Here is an 18,780-nt window from a genome sequence, read left to right as displayed (position 1 = left end):
CGCGAAAACAACCCCATGCACAGTAGCCGGAGGGTTGTGTTCGCTGGTGTTTTGCGCGCGTCAAAGCGCTTTGCCATGATGCGGCGCAACTTACAGCCTATCCGAGATAACCAGACACTCCATCCCACAACAGCTTCAACGCCGTCACGGCCAGCAAGCCATGGCACGCTTGGTAGATCTGCCGCTGGTCCAGCTTTCCGTGCAGCCGCCAGCCGAGCCAGACGCCGCTGGGAATAGCAAAGAGGCACGCCGCCATCACGATCCAGACGTTGCCCGCCGGCCGCGCGAGCAACAGCCAAGGTACCGCCTTGATCGCGTTGCCGACGGTGAAGAACAGGCTCGTCGTTCCCGCGTAGACCTCCTTGCTGAGGCCAAGCGGCAGGAGGTACATCGCCAGGGGCGGTCCGCCGGAGTGCGCGACCATGGTCGTGACACCCGAAGCAAGACCGGCAGCAACCGCCTTCGGTGGGGAGCGCGGACGAATGACCACCTTCGGATCACTCACGAGCCATATGCCAACAAAGCTCAACGTCACGACCGCCATCACGATCGCGACGGCGCGATGGTCCAAGACACGGAACAAGAGATAGCCGAGGGCAATGCCGATCACGAGCCCGGGCAACAGCAGCACCAGGTCCGGCTTCGACCATGTCGAGGGCTTCCAGTAGCGTAGCGCGAACAGGTCCATAGCGATGAAGAGCGGCGCGAGCAGGCCGCCCGCCGTGACCGGATCCATCACGCACGACAGCAACGGAATGCCGACGATGGAGAAGCCGCCGCCGAATGCGCCCTTCATGAAGCAGATCAGGAAGACGCCGGAAAAGGCGATGATCACTGTAGCGACCGTCAAATCCATCTGCGCATCTCCATGACCGTCACGCTCGCACCTCGGCTCGCGTCACGCCGAAACATCGCGGGCGAGATTCGGCTCAGATCGCCGTGACGTCGTCATCGGTTGTTGTGGCGCCGGCGTCGATCGACGTCACTTGCGAGGTCCGAGGCGGCTCGGCCTTCCGCTGGAAAAAGAGGCCGGGCAGCACTGAAGGCAGGCCAAAGGTCATTCCGAGGAATGCCAGAAACACATCAAGATAATTCATACCCATTCTGTTGCTCCGCTTTGTCGGGCGCGCCCCCCTCTCGGTGCATTTTGATCGATGCCCCGCAATATGAACCGGTGCAATTCTGAGTACAATAAGAACATTGATCTCGGTGCAATTCTGCCTCGCGGCTTGGCGCGCGCCGCCTCGTCACGCAGCACGGCGCCCCGCCATCTCCGCCGCGAGCAGCAGCGCGGCGCGGCTGGCGCCGATCGATGCGATCCCCTGGCCTGCGATGTCGTAGGCGGTGCCGTGCGCGGGCGTGCAGATCGGGAACGGAAAGCCGCCGAGCAAGGTCACGCCGCGATCGAAGCCCATCAGCTTCATCGCGATCTGGCCCTGGTCATGATACATCGTCAGCACCGCATCGAAGGCACCGCCCTTGGCGCGCAGGAACACGGTGTCGGCCGGGAACGGCCCCTCCGCGGCAATGCCCTCGTGCTGGCCGGCCGCGACCACGGGCGCAATGATGTCGATCTCCTCGCGACCGAAATTCCCGCCGTCGCCGGCGTGAGGATTGAGACCCGCAACCGCAATCCGCGGCCTGGCGAAGCCGGCGTTGCGCATGCAGGCATCGGTCAGCTTGAGCGCACGATGGATGCGTTCGCTGGACAGTCGCGCGGCGACGTCTCTCAGCGGGATGTGGGACGTGACCCGTGCATTCCATAGCCGGTCCAGCACGTTGAACTCGCTTGCCGCGGTCTTGAGGCCGACCACCTCCGCGGAAAACGCGATCTCGTCGTCATACTCGGCGCGGGCAAGCCGCATCGCCTGCTTGTTGAAGGGGGTGAAGCAGACGGCATCGACGCGCCTGTCGCGGCCGAGTTCGAGCGCGTGCCGGTAATTGGCCAGCGCGAATTTTCCGCCGGCGAGGGTCGCGGTCTTCGGCTCGACGTCCCTGGGATCGAGGTGGCGAAGATCGACAAACAGCGCCTCGCCCTGCGCCGATCGAAGGTCGGCCCCCTGCTCCACCATGGTCAGGTCGGGCTTGACGCCCGCAACGCGCGCGCCCTCGTCGAAGATGCGGCGGTCGCCGATCACCACGAGCCGGCTGCGGGCGCGGATGTCGTTCTCCGCCACGAGCTTCGCCGTCAGCTCCGGGCTGATGCCGGCGGGATCTCCCATCGCCAATGCAATGAGCGGCTTTGCGGTCATATGATCACCTTCTCCTGAGCTGTCGTCTCATTCCTGGCGGATGGCGTGGGCTTGCGCAGCAAACGCGCGAGCTGCAACGCGAGCGGAAGCAGCAGCAGCGCGATGCCGGCCACGATCAGGCACGTCACCAGCTTGTTCGCAAAGAAGATCCCGAGCGATCCCTTCGACATCAGCATCGACTGCCGGAACGCATCCTCGGCCTTGTCGCCGATGACGATCGCGAGCACCAGCGGCGCCAGCGGATAGAACAGCTTCTTGAAGAGATAGCCGACGATTCCGAACCCGAGCATCATCACCACGTCGAGATAGGAATTCGACACCGAATAGGCGCCGACGACGCAGATGATCACGATCAGGGGCGCGATGACCACGAACGGAATTCGCATCAGGGCGGCGAAGACCGGAACGGTCAGCAGCACCAGCGCGACCGCGACGATGTTGCCGACATACATCGAGGCGATCAGGCCCCAGACGAAATCCTTCTGGTCGACGAACAGCATCGGCCCGGGATTGAGGCCCCAGATCATGAGCCCGCCCATCATGACGGCGGCGGTCGCCGAGCCGGGAATGCCGAGCGAGAGCATCGGCAGCAGCGCGCTGGTGCCCGCGGCATGATCGGCCGTCTCCGGCGAGATGATGCCTTCGACCTCGCCGGTGCCGAAATATCGGCCGCGGCGCGAGAAGCGGCGGGCGATGCCGTAGCTCATGAAGGATGCGGCGGTCGGGCCGCCCGGCGTGATCCCCATCCAGCACCCGATCGCGGCGCTGCGCAGCAACGCAACGCTATGGCGCGGCAGGCGGCCGATCGCGCGAAACACCTCGCGCCAATCGATCTTAGAGGAGACGGCGCGGGCATGAAATTCCTCCTCGACGGCGACCAGCAGTTCGCCAATGCCGAACAGGCCCATCACGGCGACGACGAAGTTCACCCCCTTGACCAGTTCGTCGATGCCCATGGTCAGGCGGACGCTGCCCGAGACGGTGTCGATGCCGATGGCGGCGATCGCAAAGCCGATCGCAAGCGCCACGACGGTCTTGATCGGGGCCGCCCCGCCCATGCCGACGAAGCTCGCAAAGGCCAGGAAATAGACCGCAAAATATTCCGGCGGCCCGAAGGCGAGCGCGACCTGCGCCACCCAGGATGCGAGGAAGGTGATCAGGATGACGCCGACCAGCGCGCCGAACGCAGCCGAACCGAAGGCGGTCGCGAGCGCCGTCGTCGGCCGGCCGTCGCGCGCCATCGGATAGCCGTCGAAGGTGGTTGCAACTGAGGACGGCTCGCCGGGGATGTTGAACAGGATCGAGGTCACCGAGCCGCCGAACAGCGCGCCCCAATACATGCTGGAGAGCAGGATGATCGCCGACACCGGCTGCATGCCGAAGGTCAGCGGCAAGAGCAGCGACACCCCGTTGGGCGCGCCCAGCCCCGGCAGCACGCCGACGAGAATGCCGAGCAGCACGCCGACCGCCATCAGGAGCAGATGCGGCACGGTGATCGCGATGGTGAAGCCGTGCAGGAGTTGCTGGAGGTTATCCATCGGCCTCTCCGTCAGATGCCGAACGCGGCGGCGAGCGCGCCATGCGGCAGGCTGACCTGGAACATGCGCTCGAACACGACGTAGAGCGCCAGCGCCGTTGTCGCTGCCATCGCCAGCGCGCGTGGCACGGTCTGGTGCCTCGGGATCGCCAGCACCGCGAAGACGTACAGGCTTGAGGCGACGTACATCCCGACCAGCGGGATCGCGGCCACGAAGATCGCGGCCGGCACGAACAGGCCGGCAAGCCGGCGCAGCTCGATCGGTGTGATCGCGATGGGAACGCTTGCAAGCGTCGTCGCCGGCAGAAAGCCTCGCACCAGATTGTAGAGGCTTCCGAGCACGATGATGATGCCGGTCAGGAACGGGAACGTGCCGGAGTCCACCCCCGCGCTCGACCAGCCGATGCCGTTGTCGAGGCTGGAGACGACGACGGCCACACCAAAGCTGCCGGTGAGGATAGCGGTCGCAAGTTCAAGCGCGCGGCGCGATATCATCGCGGGCTCCGGTCGAATGGCGTGCAGCGGCCGGTGAATGACGCACGCGTTTTCCAAGCCATCAAGTGTCGTCCCGGCGAAAGCCGGGACCCATAACCCCAGGGAGAAGTTTGACGAGGACTGGAAGCCAAGTCGGTACCACGACCAACACTCCGCGATAGATCACGCGGTATGGGTCCCGGCGTCCGCCGGGACGACAGTGGGGATTGTTGCACGATGGTCGCCTCACTTGACCAGCCAGCCCTGCTCGCCCGCAACCTGCTTGACGTGCTCGAGGTCCTGCTTGATGAACTTGTCGAACTCGGCGCCGGTCAGGAACGTGTCGACCTGCGAGGTCTTCTCGATGTAGTCCTTCCATTCCGGCGTCGCCTGCACCTTCTTCATGAGGTCGACATAGAACGCGGCCTGGTCCGGCGTGACCTTGCCGGGCAGCCACACCGTCCGCGGCTGCTCATATTGCTTGATGTCGAGCCCCTGCTCGGCGCAGGTCGGAACGTCGCTCCAGCCTTCGGTCGCGGTGACCTTGGGGCCCTGCGGCAGCCGCTTCGGGCTGAAAACGCAAAGCGGTCGCTGCGTGCCGCCACGCCATTGCCCGAGGCTCTCGCTGGGATTGTTGACGTGGGAGTCGAGATGTCCGCCGGCGAGCTGCACGGCGGTCTCGGCGCCGCTCTTGAAGGGGATGTAGGTCAGTTTGACCTGACCGGCCTTCTCGATCATGCGGGTCAGCACCTCGTCGGTGTCCTTCGATTGCGCGCCGCCCATCTTGAATTCGCCCGATGCGGCCGCCTTCAGATAATCCCCTGCCGTCTTGTAGGGCGCGTCCTGCTTGACCCAGAGCAGGAACTCGTCCTGCGCCATCGCCGCGATCGGGGTGAGATCGGTGTAGTTGAAGGCGACCTTGGAGACGAGCGGTTGCTGCCAGGCGTTCGACGTGCCGAAGATCACCTTGTAGGGATCGCCCGCGGACGCCTTGCCGTAGACATAGCCTTCGGCGCCGCTGCCGCCGCCCTTGTTGACGACAACGATCGGCTGCTCCGTCAGCTTGTACTTGGTGACGATGTTCTGCACCGCGCGGGCGAGATTGTCGGTGCCGCCGCCCGGCCCGGCGGTGGCCACGAACTCGATCGGCTTCTGCGGTTGCCAGGCCGCAAACGCCGGCACTGTGCCGGCGAGCACGGCCGCGGCTGCGGAAAGCAGAAGTGTTGACGTCCGACCCATGATTTCCTCCAGCTTTTTATGTTCTGTTTTATTTGTCGTATCGACGTCCGGTCAGGCGACGCGTTCCTCGCGTCTTCCTGATGCCAGCACGATTGCGCCTTCTTGTTCGAGCGCTTCGATCTGCTTCTGGTCGAACCCGTGCTCGGCCAGTACCTCGCTTGTGTGCTCACCGTAGACCGGCGCACCGATGCGCACTTTGCCTGGGGTCTCCGAAAACTTGACCGGAAGCCCGATCGTCTTCACGGGACCGAGCGTGGAATGCTCGACCTCGACGACCATCTCGCGCGCCAGCGTCTGCGGATCGCGGAGCGCCTCCAGCATGTCGTGCACTGGGCCGCACGGCACGCCTTTCTCGTCCAGCGCCGCGAGCCAATGCGCCCGCGATTTGGTGCGGAAGCGCTCGCTCAGGACGGCCTCGAGCTCCTTCAGATGCGCCATGCGGTCGGCCCCGGTGACGAAGCGCGGATCGTCGGCAAGCTCGCCTGCACCGAGCGCCTCAAGCATCAAGAGCCAATGCTTCTTGTTGGCGCCGCCGACCACCAGCCAGCCGTCCGAGGCCTCGAAGGCCTGATACGGCGCGTTGAGCGGATGCGCCGAGCCCATCGCGCGCGGCGCGGTGCCTGCGGCCAGCGCGATCGTGGACTGCCAGTAGGTCTGCACCAGCGCGGCCTCGTAAAGCGAGGTCTCGACCCACTGCCCTTCGCCGGTCTTCAGGCGATGCGTATAGGCGGCAAGGATGCCCATGCTCGCGAGCAGGCCGGCGGTGATGTCGGACAGTGGCGGGCCGCACTTCACCGGCGGCCCATCCGGACGCTCACCGGTGAAGCTCATGATGCCGCTCATCGCCTGCGCGACCAGATCGAAACCGCGGCGATGCTTGTAGGGACCGGTGCGGCCGAACCCCGACAGCGAGCAGTAGATCAGCGTTGGATGCTGCTTGTGCAGTTCTTCGTAGCCGAAGCCGAGGCGTTCCATGGCGCCCGGCGCGAAATTCTCGACCAGCACGTCGGCGTCCGCGATCAGCCGCCGCAGCACCTTCTTGCCGCCATCGGTCTTCAGGTCCAGCACGATGCCGCGCTTGTTGCGGTTCATCATCAGGAAGGAGGCCGCCTCCTCGCCGATCTTCGGCGGCACCGAATGGCGGGTGTCATCGCCGTTCGGCCATTTCTCGATCTTGATGACGTCAGCGCCCATGTCGGCGAGCATCAACGTGCAGGTCGGCCCCGCCATGACATGGGTGAGATCGATGACCTTGAGGCCGGCAAGCGGTCCCGAACGGCGAGAGGTGGATTGCGATCGATCCCTTTGCATCGGCCCGTCCTATTGGCCGCGCCATTGCGGCGCGCGCTTGTTGAGGAAAGCATCGAGCCCTTCGCGAAAATCCTGGCTCGTGTAGCACATCAGGATGAGGTCTTCGCCCTCGTCCCGCGTCAGCCGCTTTTGCAGGCGGGCCACCGCCTGCTTGGTCGCGGTCAGCGTCAGCGGCGCGTGGCTGGCCAAGAGCCGGGCAACTTCATCGGCGCGCTTGTCGAGCGCTGCGATATCATCGACGACCTCGCCGAGCAGCCCGACGCTGGCGGCTTCGGTGGCGTCAATGAGGCGCGCGGTGAAGATCAGATCCTTGACGCGCGCAGCGCCGATCAGCGCGGTGAGACGGCTGACATTGGACATCGACAGGCAATTGCCGAGCGTCCGGGCGATCGGAAATCCGATTTTCGTGCTCCTCGTGCCGATGCGCAGGTCGCAGGCCGCGGCGATGCCCGCCCCGCCGCCGGTGCAGAACCCGTTGATCGCGGCGATGGTCGGGACCCGGCACTGCTCGAGCGTAGTGAGCACCCGATCGATCCGGTTCTCGTAGTCGATCGCGTCCTGCGGCGTCTTGAACTCGCGGAACTGGTTGATGTCGGTGCCCGAGGCGAAGGCCTTGTCGCCGGCCCCGCGCAGCACGAGCACCTTGATCGATTGATCGCGGTCAGCCTCTTCGCAGATCGCCGCGAGCCGTTCGTACATGGCGAAGGTGAAGGCATTGCGGGCCTGCGGGCGGTTGAAGGTGATCCGCCCGATGCCGTCGTTGCATTCAAAAACGAGGTCGTCTGCCTCCGCAGCCAGGTCCATTTCCTCATATCCTCTTGTTTTTTACATTTTTGAATGCAAAATTTGGGATTAGCAAGCTGGAACTTCCAGATTTCGACTGATTACTTCGTTTTTGCATTCAAACAGGAGTCGCGTGCCATGCTTCACGAGGAGGTCGTCGGCCGCATCCGCGCCATCCTGCTCGACGGCGAGATCCCGCCGGGCGCCCGGATTCCCGAGCGCGAGCTCTGCGACCGGCTCCAGATCTCGCGCACGCCGCTGCGCGAAGCGCTCAAGGTGCTCGCAGCCGAAGGCCTCGTGCAGCTCCTGCCCCATCGCGGCTCGCGCGCGGCGAAACTGACCGACAAGGACATGCGCGACCTGTTTGAAGTCTGCCAGGGGCTCGAAGCCCTCGCCGGCGAGCTCGCCTGCGAGCGCATCACCGACGCCGAGATCGGCGAGATCGCCGCCGCGCACACGGACATGGTGCGGCGTTATCGCGAGGGCGACCTGATCCAGTACTATCGCGGCAACCGCGCCATTCACGAAGCCATCGTCGCCGCGGCGGGAAATCCCGCGCTGACCGGGCTCTACGCCTCCGTGACCGCGCGCATTCGCCGCGCGCGCTACGTCACGCCGATGACACCGCAGCGCTGGGCGTTCGCCGTGAAGGAGCACGAGGCGATCCTGAACGCGCTGCAGCGGCGCGACGGTGCCGGCCTCTCGCACATCCTGCGAGCGCATCTGCGCCATAAGCGCGAAGAGGTCTTGCAGGCGGGCTTTGCCGAAACGGAAGCAAGCGACCTCGCGCTGCGGATCGCGTGAGGCGGGCTTGCCCGGCGAGCATTCGTTCGACCCATTCCGCGTCTGGCCTTCGCGCCACTTCGCTGCGATAACCGCCTCGAAGATCGGTCATAAGATCAGGCGACGCCGCAATGAACAAACCGCTGCCCTCAGACCCCGTCGCTCGTGCGACCTCGGACAGCACGGGAAGCGCACCGCAAGGCGGCTTTGCCGATCTCGTTCCCGAACTCGGCGTTTCCAGCATTGAAGCCAGCCTGCCGTTCTGGCGCGACTTGCTCGGCTTCGAGCTCGCCTATGATCGCCCCGATGCGCGATTTGCGTATCTCGTCAGAGGACGCTTGCAAGTCATGCTCTGCGAATTGAATGGACGCTGGGAGACGGCCGAGATGCAGCGGCCATTCGGACGCGGCGTCAATTTCCAGATGGTCGTCGATCGCATTGATCCCATGCTGACGGCTCTCGGCGATGCCAATTGGCCGCTCTACGAGCAGCCGAACGAAGCCTGGTATCGGGTCGGCGATCAGGAATTCGGCCAGCGTGAATTCCTCGTCCAGGATCCGGATGGTTACCTCGTGCGCTTCGTCGAGCGCCTGGGCACGCGCACGCCATCCTGACGCAAAAGATTCGTACTGTCCTGCCGCATCGCGCGATCAGGAGACACAATCGCGACACAATCATTGATTGCATTGCGATGGCGCGCGAACAGTTGCGCAAAACAAAAGACAAAGGCGGAGGAAACGCATGACTATCGATGTCTCACGTCGATCCCTGCTCGCACTCGGTGCCGGCCTTGGTGCCAGCGCAATGCTCGGCGGCAGCGCGCTTGCCCGCGCTCCCAAACTCGGCACCCAGACTCCCTATTGGCATCGCTTCGTTCTCGGCGACGCCGAAGTGACCGTCGTCTCCGACGGACCGCTGCCGCTCGGCGATCCCTCCGGCACCTTCACCGGCGTTTCCAAGGAAGAGGTGAAGAAGATGCTCGCCGACAATTTCCTGTCGCCGGACAACGTCGTGCTCGAGCAGAACTCGCCGATCGTCAACACGGGCGACAAGCTCATCCTGTTCGATACCGGCATGGGCAGCTCCAAGATGTTCGGCGCCACCACCGGCCGGCAGCAAAAGAGCATGACCGAGGCCGGCATCAAGCCGGCGGATATCGATGCCGTGGTTTGCTCGCATGCCCATATCGACCACATCGGGGGCATCGTGGACGACGGCGGCAAGCCGCTGTTTCCGAACGCGCAGATCTACATCTCCCAGACCGATTTCGACTTCTGGACCGACGAAGGCAAGCTCGGCAGCGCGGCCAAGGACTTTGTGGTTCACGCCCGCAAGAATCTGCTGCCGGTCCGCGACCGCATCGTGTTCTTCAAGGACGGCCAGGAATTCCTGCCCGGCGTGCAGGCGATCGCGGCGCCCGGTCACACCGTCGGCCACACCATCTTCCTGATCAGCTCGGCCGGCAAGTCCTTCGCCTTCCTCGGCGACCTCTCGCACCATTCCGTGCTGCTGCTGGAGCGGCCGCGGATGGAATTCTCCTACGACACCGACCCGAAACAGGCGGCCGAGTCGCGCGTCAAGCTGCTCACCATGCTGGCGGCCAACAAGACGCCCGTGATGTCCTATCACTTCGCCTGGCCCGGCTACGGCCACGTCGCCAAGGCCGGCGACGGCTTCCACTACTATCCCGAACCGATGCAGATGACGTTGTAGTCGGTGACATCGAACCCGGGTCGCGCATGTGCGGCCCGGGCCGTTCGCTTGATCTGCCCGACAGAGGGGCACGATCCCTGACCGGTTCCTGTCGCGGCGCAACGACCCTTCTGGAGCATTTTCCGGCAAGGCAGGCCCGTTCCAGGCAAGAGTTCGCCGCACTGCTCGGGTAAGAGTCCCTTGGCATCACTTTCATCGACGTGAGCGCGTGACGCCCTTTTGGTCTTGCGCCGCTCACGCTCGCAAAATGCTCAGGAGACATGCCATGAAGATCGTCGTGATCGGCGGCAGCGGACTGATCGGATCCAAGCTCGTTGCGAGGCTCAAGCAGCAAGGCCACGTGGTCGTCGCGGCCTCCCCGAAAACAGGCGTGAACGCCGTGACCGGGGAAGGCCTCGCTGACGCGCTGGCGGGCGCGGAAGTCGTGGTCGATGTCGCCAACGCGCCGTCCTGGGAGCCCGCCGCCGTGCTCGAATTCTTCCAGCGTTCGAGCCAAAACCTCGCCGCGACCGAGGCTGCAGCTTCCGTCAAGCATCATGTCGCGCTGTCGATCGTGGGAACCGATCGCTCGCCAGACATCGCGTATTTTCGTGCCAAGCTCGCGCAGGAGACCATCGTCAAGGCATCTCCGGTCCCCTACTCGATCGTTCGCGCCACGCAGTTTTTTGAATTCCTCGGCGCCATTGCCGAGACAGGCGCGGCCGACGGCCGGATCGTCGTGCCATCGGCGTTGTTTCAGCCGATCGCATCCGACGACGTGGCCGCTTCCCTCGCGGAGGTCGCGACGGGACGTCCCCTCAACGGCACGATCGATATCGCGGGACCGGAAAAAGCTCCCTTCAACGAGTTCGTTGCGCGCCGCCTGAAAGCGTCCGGCGATAGCCGCCCGGTGGTGGGAGACGCCAAGGCTCCGTATTACGGTTCTCCCATCGCCGACACCTCGCTGGTCCCGCTCGGCGAGGCGCGGCTCGGGAAAACGCCGCTCGCAACATGGCTCGCGACGGCCTGACGTCCCAAGGTCGCTGCAACCACGGCACTGAAGGAAATTCCATGCGCAGATTGCTGATCGCAACGGCGGCTTACGCCGCATTCGTCCTCGCGGCCCATGCAGCCGAGACGCAGCCGGCTGCGAAGTCGGCCAAAGTGACCGTCGTGTTCGACCAGGTCCTGCCGAACACCCCTGGCAAGAGCATGAAGGGCGTGCTGGTCGAGTACGGTCCCGGAGGCTCTTCGCCGGCTCACACCCACGCGCGCTCCGCGTTCATCTATGCCACGGTGCTTGAAGGAGCGATACGAAGCCAGGTCAACGACGAGCCCGCCAAGGTCTTTCACAGGGGAGAGAACTTCTTCGAGAAGCCCGGCGATCGCCATGCCGTCAGCACCAACGCCAGCGATACCGAGCCGGCGAAGCTGCTGGCCGTCTTCGTGGTGGACACAACCGACACCGAGCTGACGACGCCGATCGTGAAGTAGCGCGCGGGCCCAGGCGCCTCAGCGCAAGATATCAGCAGCCGAGCTTGTCGGCGATGCCGCCAAAATCCCTGGCGACGATGTCCCAGTTGCCGGTGGCTTCGAAGTCCACCTTCTGCAACGGCCCATACTCCGTCGGCCGCGCCACGAACGCGGTCTTGAGCCCGTTCGTCTGCGCGGCGGCGAGATCGCCGTTGTGGGCGGCGACCATCATCACCTCGCCCGGCTTGAGGCCGAGCAGGCGCGCAGCGCCGAGATAGGTCTCGGGATCGGGCTTGTAGTGCTCGAACAGCTCCGCGGACATGACGAGGTCCCACGGCAGGCCGGCGAACTTCGCCATGTTGGTGAGCAGCGCGACGTTGCCGTTCGACAGCGGCGAGATGACGAATTTCGACTTCAGCCGCGTTAGCCCCGCGACGCTGTCGGGCCAGGGATACAGGCGATGCCAGCCCTTGGTGAGGTAATCGAGATCGGCCTCGGTGAGGCCCTTGATCGAGAATTGCGCGACCAGCTTTTCCAGCGAGCGGCGGTGCAGATCGTCGAGCATGACGTAGCCGCGCTCGGGATGTTTGCGCACGTCGTCCATCGAGGCCATGTACATGCCGCGCCAGCCGTCGACCAGCGCAGTCCAGTCGGCGCTGATGCCGCGCTGCTTGCTCCACCACATGAAGTCGGTGATCAGGCTGGTGCGCCAGTCGACCACGGTGCCGAACACGTCGAAGACCAGGGCTTTGACGGCGGTGAGATCGGACATGTGCGCTTCCCTTATATTGCTTATTCTTGGTCATTCCGGGATGCGCCGTAAGGCGCAGGCCCGGAATCCATACTCCCGATCGTGGTTATGGATTCCGGGCTCTCGCTGCGCGAGCCCCGGAATGACGGCAGTCGTATTGCCCTGCTCAATCCAGGTGGAACTTCGCCAGCTCGCGGTGCTCGGCCTTGATATAGCGGACGGTGCCGGTGACGGAGCGCATCACCACCGTCTCGGTCTCGATCACGCCGTCCTTGCGGAACTTGACGCCCGAGAGCAGCGAGCCCGTGGTGACGCCGGTAGCGGCGAACAGGCAGTCGCCGCGCGCCATGTCCTCGATGCCGTAGATCATCTTGGGATCGTTGACGCCCATCTTGGCGGCGCGCTCACGCTTCTCGTCGGAATCGAGGATGAGGCGGCACTGCATCTGGCCGCCGATGCAGCGCAGCGCCACGGCCGCGAGCACGCCTTCCGGCGCACCGCCGGTGCCGAGATACATGTCGACGCCGGTGTTGTCAGGGTCGGCGCAATGGATCACGCCGGCGACGTCGCCGTCGGTGATGAGGCGCACGGCAGCACCCGTCGAGCGCACGCTCTCGATGATGCTGGCATGGCGCGGACGGTCCAGCACGAGAACGGTGATGCCGTCCGGTTGGACACCCTTGGCCTTGGCGAGGCGGCGGACGTTGTCAGCCGGGCTCGCATCGAGATCGACGATGCCCTTATCGTAGCCCGGTCCGATCGCAAGCTTCTGCATGTAGACGTCGGGCGCGTGCAGCAGCGTGCCGCCGTCGGCCATCGCCATGGTGGCGATCGAGCCCGGCATGTTCTTGGCGCACAGCGTGGTGCCTTCGAGCGGGTCGACCGCGATGTCGACCTGCGGGCCGGCATTCATGCCAACCTTCTCGCCGATGAACAGCATCGGCGCCTCGTCGCGCTCGCCCTCGCCGATCACGATGGTGCCCTCGATCGGCAGCTTGTTGAGCTCGCGCCGCATCGCGTCCACGGCGGCCTGGTCGGCCGCCTTCTCGTTGCCGTGGCCGCGCAGCCGCGCCGAAGACACCGCCGCCCGCTCGGTCACCCGCACGATCTCCAGCGTGAGGATGCGCTCGAGCAACGCGTGCGGCGGGACTGAAATATGGGTCGACATCGGCTAACTCCTTCGAAACGGTTCTGGACGGAAATCTCCGCCCGCATCAACTCGTAACACCCACAGTTCGTTCGAACCGTGTCATTGCTTGAGCCTGCTCTTTCCGGAAAACCGCTTCACACTTTTGCGCTGGCGCGGCCCTCCGGGTCCGGAGCATGCTCAGTTCTTCTCGATCCGGATCACCTGCGGCCGTCCGCTGATCACCTTGTCGCGCTGCACGGCGGCGAGCGCGCGGCGCACGGCGTCCTCGTGCGTCGCATAGGTGATCAGGATGACGGGCACGGGGACCGCCTTGCCGTTCGCCGGCGCAGCGCCGCCATTGGGATGGCGCTGCACGATCGACTCAATCGAAATCTTCTGTTCTGCCAGCCGGGTCGCGATCGCGGCCGCCGTGCCCGGGAAATCGCGCGCCAGCAGGCGGATGTAGTAGCCGCCCTCGTGGCGCTCCATCGGCGCCTTCTTGGTGTCGCGCAAATGCGAGATCGGCCGGCCGAACGGATTGGCGCGGATGCCGCGCGCGACGTCGGCGATGTCGGCGACGACGGCGGATGCGGTCGCAGCACCGCCTGCACCGGGGCCGACCAGCGTGATCGGCGGAATGCCCTCGCCATCGATCGTGACCGCATTGGTGACACCCATCACCTGCGCGATCGAGGAGGATTTTGGAACCATGGTCGGATGCACGCGCTGCTCGATGCCCTTGGCGGTGCGGACCGCAACGCCGAGCAGCTTGACGCGGTAGCCGAGATCGGCAGCCGCGCGAAGATCTTCCGGCGCGATGGAGGAGATACCTTCGACATACACCGCGCTTTGAGCAACTTTCGTGCCGAAAGCGAGGCTGGCGAGAATGGCGAGTTTTTGCGCGGTGTCGTGGCCGTCGACGTCGAAGGACGGATTGGCCTCGGCATAGCCGAGCCGCTGTGCATCCTTCAGGCACTCGGCAAAGGAGAGGCCCTCCTGCTCCATCCGCGTCAGGATGTAATTGCAGGTGCCGTTGAGGATGCCGTAGACGCGGTTGATGCCGGTTCCCGCCAGGCCCTCGCGTAACGTTTTGATGACGGGGATCGCGGCGCCGACGGCTGCCTCGAAATTCAGCGCTCCGCCGTGCTTTTCGGCGGCCTTGGCGAGCTTCAGGCCGTGCTTGGCCAGCAGCGCCTTGTTGGCGGTGACGACGGACTTGCCGGCATTGAGCGCGGCCTCGACCGCGGAGAGCGCGGGATCGCCGGCGCCGCCCATCAGCTCGACGAAGCAGTCGACCTCCGGATGCGTGGCGAGCGCCATCGGATCCTTGACCCATTCGACGCCGCGCAGGTCGACAGCGCGCTTCTTGGCCTTCGAGCGCGCGGTGACGGCGACGACGCGAATGCCGCGGCCGCTGCGGCCCGCGAGCACGCGTCCCTGCGTTTCAATCAAACGGACAACTTCGGCACCCACGGTGCCGAGCCCCGCTATGCCCACTTTCAGGGGTGCGACCATGATGCTTATCGAAAACCTGTCGAAGAGAATTAGCGCCGGTTGGCGAGCGGAACGACGTTGTGCAACGTTTCGATGCCGCTTTCAAGGAAGCGGCGCACGCCGCGCGCGGCTTGCCTGATCCGTTGCTCGTTTTCCACCATGGCGATGCGGACATATCCTTCACCATGCTCGCCGAAGCCGACGCCGGGCGACACCGCGACGCCGGATTTCTCCACCATCAGGGTCGCGAACTGCATGCTGCCGACGCTGCGGAATGCTTCCGGCAGCGGCACCCAGGCGAACATCGAGGCTTCCGGCGGCGGAATCTCCCAGCCGGCGCGGCCGAACGATTCCACCAGCGCATCGCGGCGCTTGCGGTAGGTGTCGCGCATCTCCTTGATGCAATCGTCGGGGCCGTTCAGCGCGGCGGTCGCGGCGACCTGCACCGGCGTGAAGGCGCCGTAATCGAGATAGGATTTGACGCGGGCGAGCGCCGCGATCACGCGCTCATTGCCGACCGCAAAGCCCATGCGCCAGCCGGCCATCGAATAGGTCTTCGACATCGAGGTGAACTCGACGGTGACGTCCATCGCGCCGGGCACCTGGAGCACCGAGGGCGGCGGGTTGTTCTCGTCGAAATAGACCTCGGCATAGGCGAGATCGGACAGGATCAGGATCTCGTGCTTCTTCGCGAAGGCGACGAGGTCCTTGTAGAAGTCGAGGCTCGCGACATAGGCGGTCGGGTTCGAGGGGTAGCAGACCACGAGCGCCAGCGGCTTCGGGATCGAATGCACGATCGCCCGTTCCACCGCCTCGAAGAACTGCGGCGTCGGCTCGGAGGGCACGGAGCGGATCACGCCGCCCGCCATCAAGAAGCCGAAGGCGTGAATCGGGTAGCTCGGGTTGGGGCAGAGGATGACGTCGCCCGGCGCGGTGATCGCCTGCGCCACGTTGGCAAAGCCCTCCTTCGAGCCCAGCGTCGCCACCACCTGGGTGTCGGGGTTGAGCTTCACGCCGAAGCGGCGGTCGTAGTAGCCGGCCTGGGCCCGGCGCAGGCCCGGGATGCCGCGGGAGGCCGAGTAGCGGTCGGTGCGCGGCTTGCCGAGCGTCTCCTTGAGCTTCTCCAGCACGTGCGGCGGTGCCGGCAGGTCCGGATTGCCCATGCCGAGGTCGATGATGTCGGCACCGGCGTTCCGCGCGGCCGCCTTGGCCCGGTTGACCTGCTCGAACACGTAAGGCGGAAGGCGGCGGATGCGGTAAAACTCTTCCATGGCTCTCTGGGCTCCGGGCACCCGGTCAGGACAGAATCGACAGGCCAGGACGGGCGTTCGAAGACGAGCCACCCCTTTCGCAAAAATTACTCTAAATCAAATGCTTAGAGCAATTTTCGACGACGAAGGCTGAAGTCGTTCGCCCTGACACTCGGCTGAACTGAGGTCTTTTTAGCACGCCAAGGCGGTCGCGCCAGCGATTACCTTGCACCGCCTCATTTGGCGTCCTTGGCGGCGACCGCCTGACGGTCGCGCGCGGCGGCAAGCTCGGCCTCGATCTTGGCGCGCTGGTCCGGCGGAATGACCGCCTGATCGCGCTCCGGCGGCAGATCATGCACCGGCAAATAGCTGCCGGGCTCGCGGGGATGCGCCTGTGCATCCGCAGGCGTCATATCCGCGAGCTGACTCGAACAGCCGCCCAGCGCGAACGCCACGCTCAGCAGCGCGCCACCGATCAGCAGCGACTTTTGCAGGTCCCTCAACGCCAACACTTGGGAAATTCCCCTACTCGTCCCAAAGCACGGCCCCGTGCAACCTTACCCAAGACCGCGCCCAAGCTCAAACCATTGCTGCCCAAATGGTCCGAGCGAGAAAACGCCCCGCCACCACCAAACCGAGCGGTGCGGCTCGATTGTGACGGAACCAAGAAAATTTGTCGCACTGCAACACATCTTCGAGAGTGTTTAACGTCAAAGATGCGAGCTTCGCGGTGACGAATACGGAATGAATCGTTACTGTTCTGCCCATGAGTATGGCCACGACCGACACGCCCAAGCCCGAGACGAAGTTCGATGCGGAAGCCTTCGCGATGAATGTCGCGCGGGCGATGGAGAGCGGCGGCAAGGCGCTGGCCGCCTTCCTCAAGCCGCGCGAGAGCGGCGAGGTGCAGGACCGTCCGCCGGCCGAGCTCACCGAGGTCGTCAAGGCCTTCACATCGGTTGCCGAATACTGGCTGTCGGACACGTCCCGCTCCTCCGATCTCCAGACCAAGCTCGCCAAGGACTATCTCGACCTCTGGGGGTCGGCGGCGCGCCGCATGGCCGGTCAGGAGGCCCCGCCCGCGATCGCGCCGTCGCCGCGCGACAAGCGCTTTGCCGACCCGGAATGGAAGTCGAACCAGTTCTTCGATTTCGTGATGCAGCTCTATCTGCTCACGACCAGATGGGCGCAGGAGCTGGTGCGCGACGCCGAGGGGCTCGATCCGCAGACCCGCCGCAAGGCGGAGTTCTACGTCCAGCAGGTCGCCAACGCGCTGTCGCCCTCGAACTTCGTGCTGACCAATCCGGAAGTGCTGCGCGAGACGGTGGCGAGCAGCGGCGAAAATCTCGCGCGCGGCCTGAAGATGCTGGCCGAGGACATCGCCGCCGGCAAGGGCATGCTGAAGATCCGCCAGTCCAACCCGGACAATCTCGTCGTCGGCGTCAACATGGCGACGACGCCGGGCAAGGTGATCTACCAGAACGAGATGATGCAGCTCATCCAGTATTCTCCGACCACGGAGAACGTGCTGCGCACCCCGCTCCTGATCGTGCCGCCCTGGATCAACAAGTTCTACATCCTCGATCTCAAGCCGGAGAAATCCTACATCAAGTGGTGCGTCGACCAGGGCATCACCGTGTTCGTGATCTCATGGGTCAATCCCGACAAGCGGCTCGGCAACAAGAGCTGGGATGACTACATGAAGGAAGGCCCGCTCACGGCAATGGACGTGATCGAGAAGGTCACCGGCGAGATGAAGGTGCACACCGCCGGCTATTGCGTCGGCGGCACGATGCTCGCGACCACGCTGGCCTGGCTCGCCGAGAAGCGCCGCCAGCGCGTGTCGTCCGCGACGTTCTTCGCGGCGCAGGTCGATTTCACCCATGCCGGCGATCTCCTCGTGTTCGTCGACGAGGAGCAGATCGCATCGCTCGAGCAGGACATGAAGACCGCCGGCGTGCTCGAAGGCTCGAAGATGGCGATGGCCTTCAACATGCTGCGCTCCAACGATCTGATCTGGTCCTATGTCGTCAGCAACTATTTGAAGGGCCAGCAGCCGAGCGCTTTCGACCTGTTGCACTGGAATTCGGATGCGACGCGCATGACCGCGTCGAACCATTCCTATTACCTGCGCAATTGCTATCTGGAGAACCGGCTGTCGACCGGCACGATGGTGCTCGACAACACGCTGCTCGATCTGTCCAAGGTCAAGGTGCCCGTCTACAATCTCGCCACCCGCGAGGACCACATCGCGCCGGCCGAGTCGGTGCTGTACGGCTCGCAGTTCTTCGGCGGCCCGGTGAAATACGTGCTGTCCGGCTCGGGCCACATCGCCGGCGTGGTCAACCCGCCCGCCTCGAACAAGTACCAGTACTGGACCAACGACAACATCAAGGACGTCAACGTCGCCGAGTGGATGAAGGGCGCAGTCGAGCACAAGGGCTCGTGGTGGCCGGACTGGCGGCAATGGCTGGGCGAGCTCGATCCCGAGGAAGTCCCGGCGCGCGCAGTCGGCAGCGAGACGCTCCTCCCGATCGAGGATGCGCCCGGCAGCTATGTCAGGGTTCGCGCATAGCGGAATCTCCTGCGCTTGTATAAGCTCGCCTTCAGCA

Annotated in this window: 19 protein-coding genes; 6 read left to right on the top strand and 13 right to left on the bottom strand. The window is 64.7% G+C overall.

What is annotated here, in order from left to right; genetic code table 11:
• Positions 1–97 precede the first annotated feature (97 nt).
• From A3M7_RS0103330 to A3M7_RS0103295, 8 genes are all read right to left on the bottom strand, one after another.
• Positions 98–856: a sulfite exporter TauE/SafE family protein gene (locus A3M7_RS0103330; RefSeq protein WP_027542649.1), complete on the bottom strand. Its 759-nt coding sequence runs from the start codon at positions 854–856 to the stop codon at positions 98–100.
• A gap of 73 nt (positions 857–929) precedes the next feature.
• Positions 930–1,103, bottom strand: a complete 174-nt coding sequence (locus A3M7_RS48230) for a hypothetical protein (RefSeq protein WP_156936809.1) — start codon at positions 1,101–1,103, stop codon at positions 930–932.
• 144 nt (positions 1,104–1,247) lie between these two features.
• A complete protein-coding gene (locus tag A3M7_RS0103320) occupies positions 1,248–2,252 on the bottom strand; it encodes a 4-hydroxythreonine-4-phosphate dehydrogenase PdxA (RefSeq protein ID WP_027542648.1) in 1,005 nt (334 codons plus the stop codon).
• Positions 2,249–3,790 carry a tripartite tricarboxylate transporter permease gene (locus A3M7_RS0103315; RefSeq protein ID WP_027542647.1) on the bottom strand — a complete coding sequence of 514 codons (1,542 nt, stop codon included), beginning with the start codon at positions 3,788–3,790 and terminating at the stop codon, positions 2,249–2,251. The genes A3M7_RS0103320 and A3M7_RS0103315 overlap by 4 nt, the downstream gene beginning before the upstream one ends.
• A gap of 11 nt (positions 3,791–3,801) precedes the next feature.
• Complete coding sequence (locus A3M7_RS0103310) at positions 3,802–4,284, bottom strand: tripartite tricarboxylate transporter TctB family protein (RefSeq protein ID WP_027542646.1); 483 nt, start codon at positions 4,282–4,284, stop codon at positions 3,802–3,804.
• 225 nt (positions 4,285–4,509) lie between these two features.
• Positions 4,510–5,502 carry a tripartite tricarboxylate transporter substrate binding protein gene (locus A3M7_RS0103305; protein WP_027542645.1) on the bottom strand — a complete coding sequence of 331 codons (993 nt, stop codon included), beginning with the start codon at positions 5,500–5,502 and terminating at the stop codon, positions 4,510–4,512.
• A gap of 51 nt (positions 5,503–5,553) precedes the next feature.
• A complete protein-coding gene (locus tag A3M7_RS0103300) occupies positions 5,554–6,813 on the bottom strand; it encodes a CaiB/BaiF CoA-transferase family protein (RefSeq protein WP_027542644.1) in 1,260 nt (419 codons plus the stop codon).
• 9 nt (positions 6,814–6,822) lie between these two features.
• The gene (locus A3M7_RS0103295; RefSeq protein WP_027542643.1) at positions 6,823–7,617 is read right to left on the bottom strand and encodes an enoyl-CoA hydratase/isomerase family protein; all 795 of its coding nucleotides are present in this window, start codon (positions 7,615–7,617) and stop codon (positions 6,823–6,825) included.
• Between the two features lie 117 nt (positions 7,618–7,734).
• Here A3M7_RS0103295 and A3M7_RS0103290 point away from each other — a divergent pair, with 117 nt between their 5' ends.
• From A3M7_RS0103290 to A3M7_RS0103270, 5 genes are all read left to right on the top strand, one after another.
• Positions 7,735–8,400, top strand: coding sequence for a GntR family transcriptional regulator (locus A3M7_RS0103290; protein ID WP_027542642.1), 666 nt, complete (start codon positions 7,735–7,737; stop codon positions 8,398–8,400).
• Between the two features lie 110 nt (positions 8,401–8,510).
• On the top strand, positions 8,511–8,993 hold the full coding sequence (locus A3M7_RS43685) for a VOC family protein (RefSeq protein ID WP_084301551.1): 483 nt from the start codon (positions 8,511–8,513) through the stop codon (positions 8,991–8,993).
• Between the two features lie 127 nt (positions 8,994–9,120).
• On the top strand, positions 9,121–10,092 hold the full coding sequence (locus A3M7_RS0103280) for an MBL fold metallo-hydrolase (protein WP_027542641.1): 972 nt from the start codon (positions 9,121–9,123) through the stop codon (positions 10,090–10,092).
• Between the two features lie 265 nt (positions 10,093–10,357).
• The gene (locus A3M7_RS0103275; protein ID WP_027542640.1) at positions 10,358–11,101 is read left to right on the top strand and encodes an SDR family oxidoreductase; all 744 of its coding nucleotides are present in this window, start codon (positions 10,358–10,360) and stop codon (positions 11,099–11,101) included.
• 41 nt (positions 11,102–11,142) lie between these two features.
• Complete coding sequence (locus tag A3M7_RS0103270; RefSeq protein WP_027542639.1) at positions 11,143–11,565, top strand: cupin domain-containing protein; 423 nt, start codon at positions 11,143–11,145, stop codon at positions 11,563–11,565.
• A gap of 31 nt (positions 11,566–11,596) precedes the next feature.
• On the opposite strand, the gene A3M7_RS0103265 is transcribed toward A3M7_RS0103270, so the two are convergent.
• From A3M7_RS0103265 to A3M7_RS0103245, 5 genes are all read right to left on the bottom strand, one after another.
• On the bottom strand, positions 11,597–12,316 hold the full coding sequence (locus A3M7_RS0103265; RefSeq protein WP_027542638.1) for a haloacid dehalogenase type II: 720 nt from the start codon (positions 12,314–12,316) through the stop codon (positions 11,597–11,599).
• Between the two features lie 145 nt (positions 12,317–12,461).
• A complete protein-coding gene (gene glpX / locus A3M7_RS0103260) occupies positions 12,462–13,463 on the bottom strand; it encodes a class II fructose-bisphosphatase (protein WP_027542637.1) in 1,002 nt (333 codons plus the stop codon).
• A 159-nt stretch (positions 13,464–13,622) separates the two neighbouring features.
• The gene (locus tag A3M7_RS0103255; RefSeq protein ID WP_027542636.1) at positions 13,623–14,939 is read right to left on the bottom strand and encodes a homoserine dehydrogenase; all 1,317 of its coding nucleotides are present in this window, start codon (positions 14,937–14,939) and stop codon (positions 13,623–13,625) included.
• A gap of 29 nt (positions 14,940–14,968) precedes the next feature.
• On the bottom strand, positions 14,969–16,189 hold the full coding sequence (locus A3M7_RS0103250; protein WP_027542635.1) for an LL-diaminopimelate aminotransferase: 1,221 nt from the start codon (positions 16,187–16,189) through the stop codon (positions 14,969–14,971).
• Positions 16,190–16,404: 215 nt separating this feature from the next.
• Positions 16,405–16,680: a hypothetical protein gene (locus tag A3M7_RS0103245; RefSeq protein WP_049823187.1), complete on the bottom strand. Its 276-nt coding sequence runs from the start codon at positions 16,678–16,680 to the stop codon at positions 16,405–16,407.
• Positions 16,681–16,934: 254 nt separating this feature from the next.
• Here A3M7_RS0103245 and A3M7_RS0103240 point away from each other — a divergent pair, with 254 nt between their 5' ends.
• Complete coding sequence (locus tag A3M7_RS0103240; RefSeq protein WP_027542633.1) at positions 16,935–18,743, top strand: alpha/beta hydrolase; 1,809 nt, start codon at positions 16,935–16,937, stop codon at positions 18,741–18,743.
• The last annotated feature ends 37 nt before the right edge of the window (positions 18,744–18,780 follow it).

The organism is Bradyrhizobium sp. WSM2254 (assembly GCF_000472645.1).
Lineage (GTDB): Bacteria > Pseudomonadota > Alphaproteobacteria > Rhizobiales > Xanthobacteraceae > Bradyrhizobium > Bradyrhizobium niftali.
This window is presented reverse-complemented; position numbering and strand designations above follow the sequence as displayed.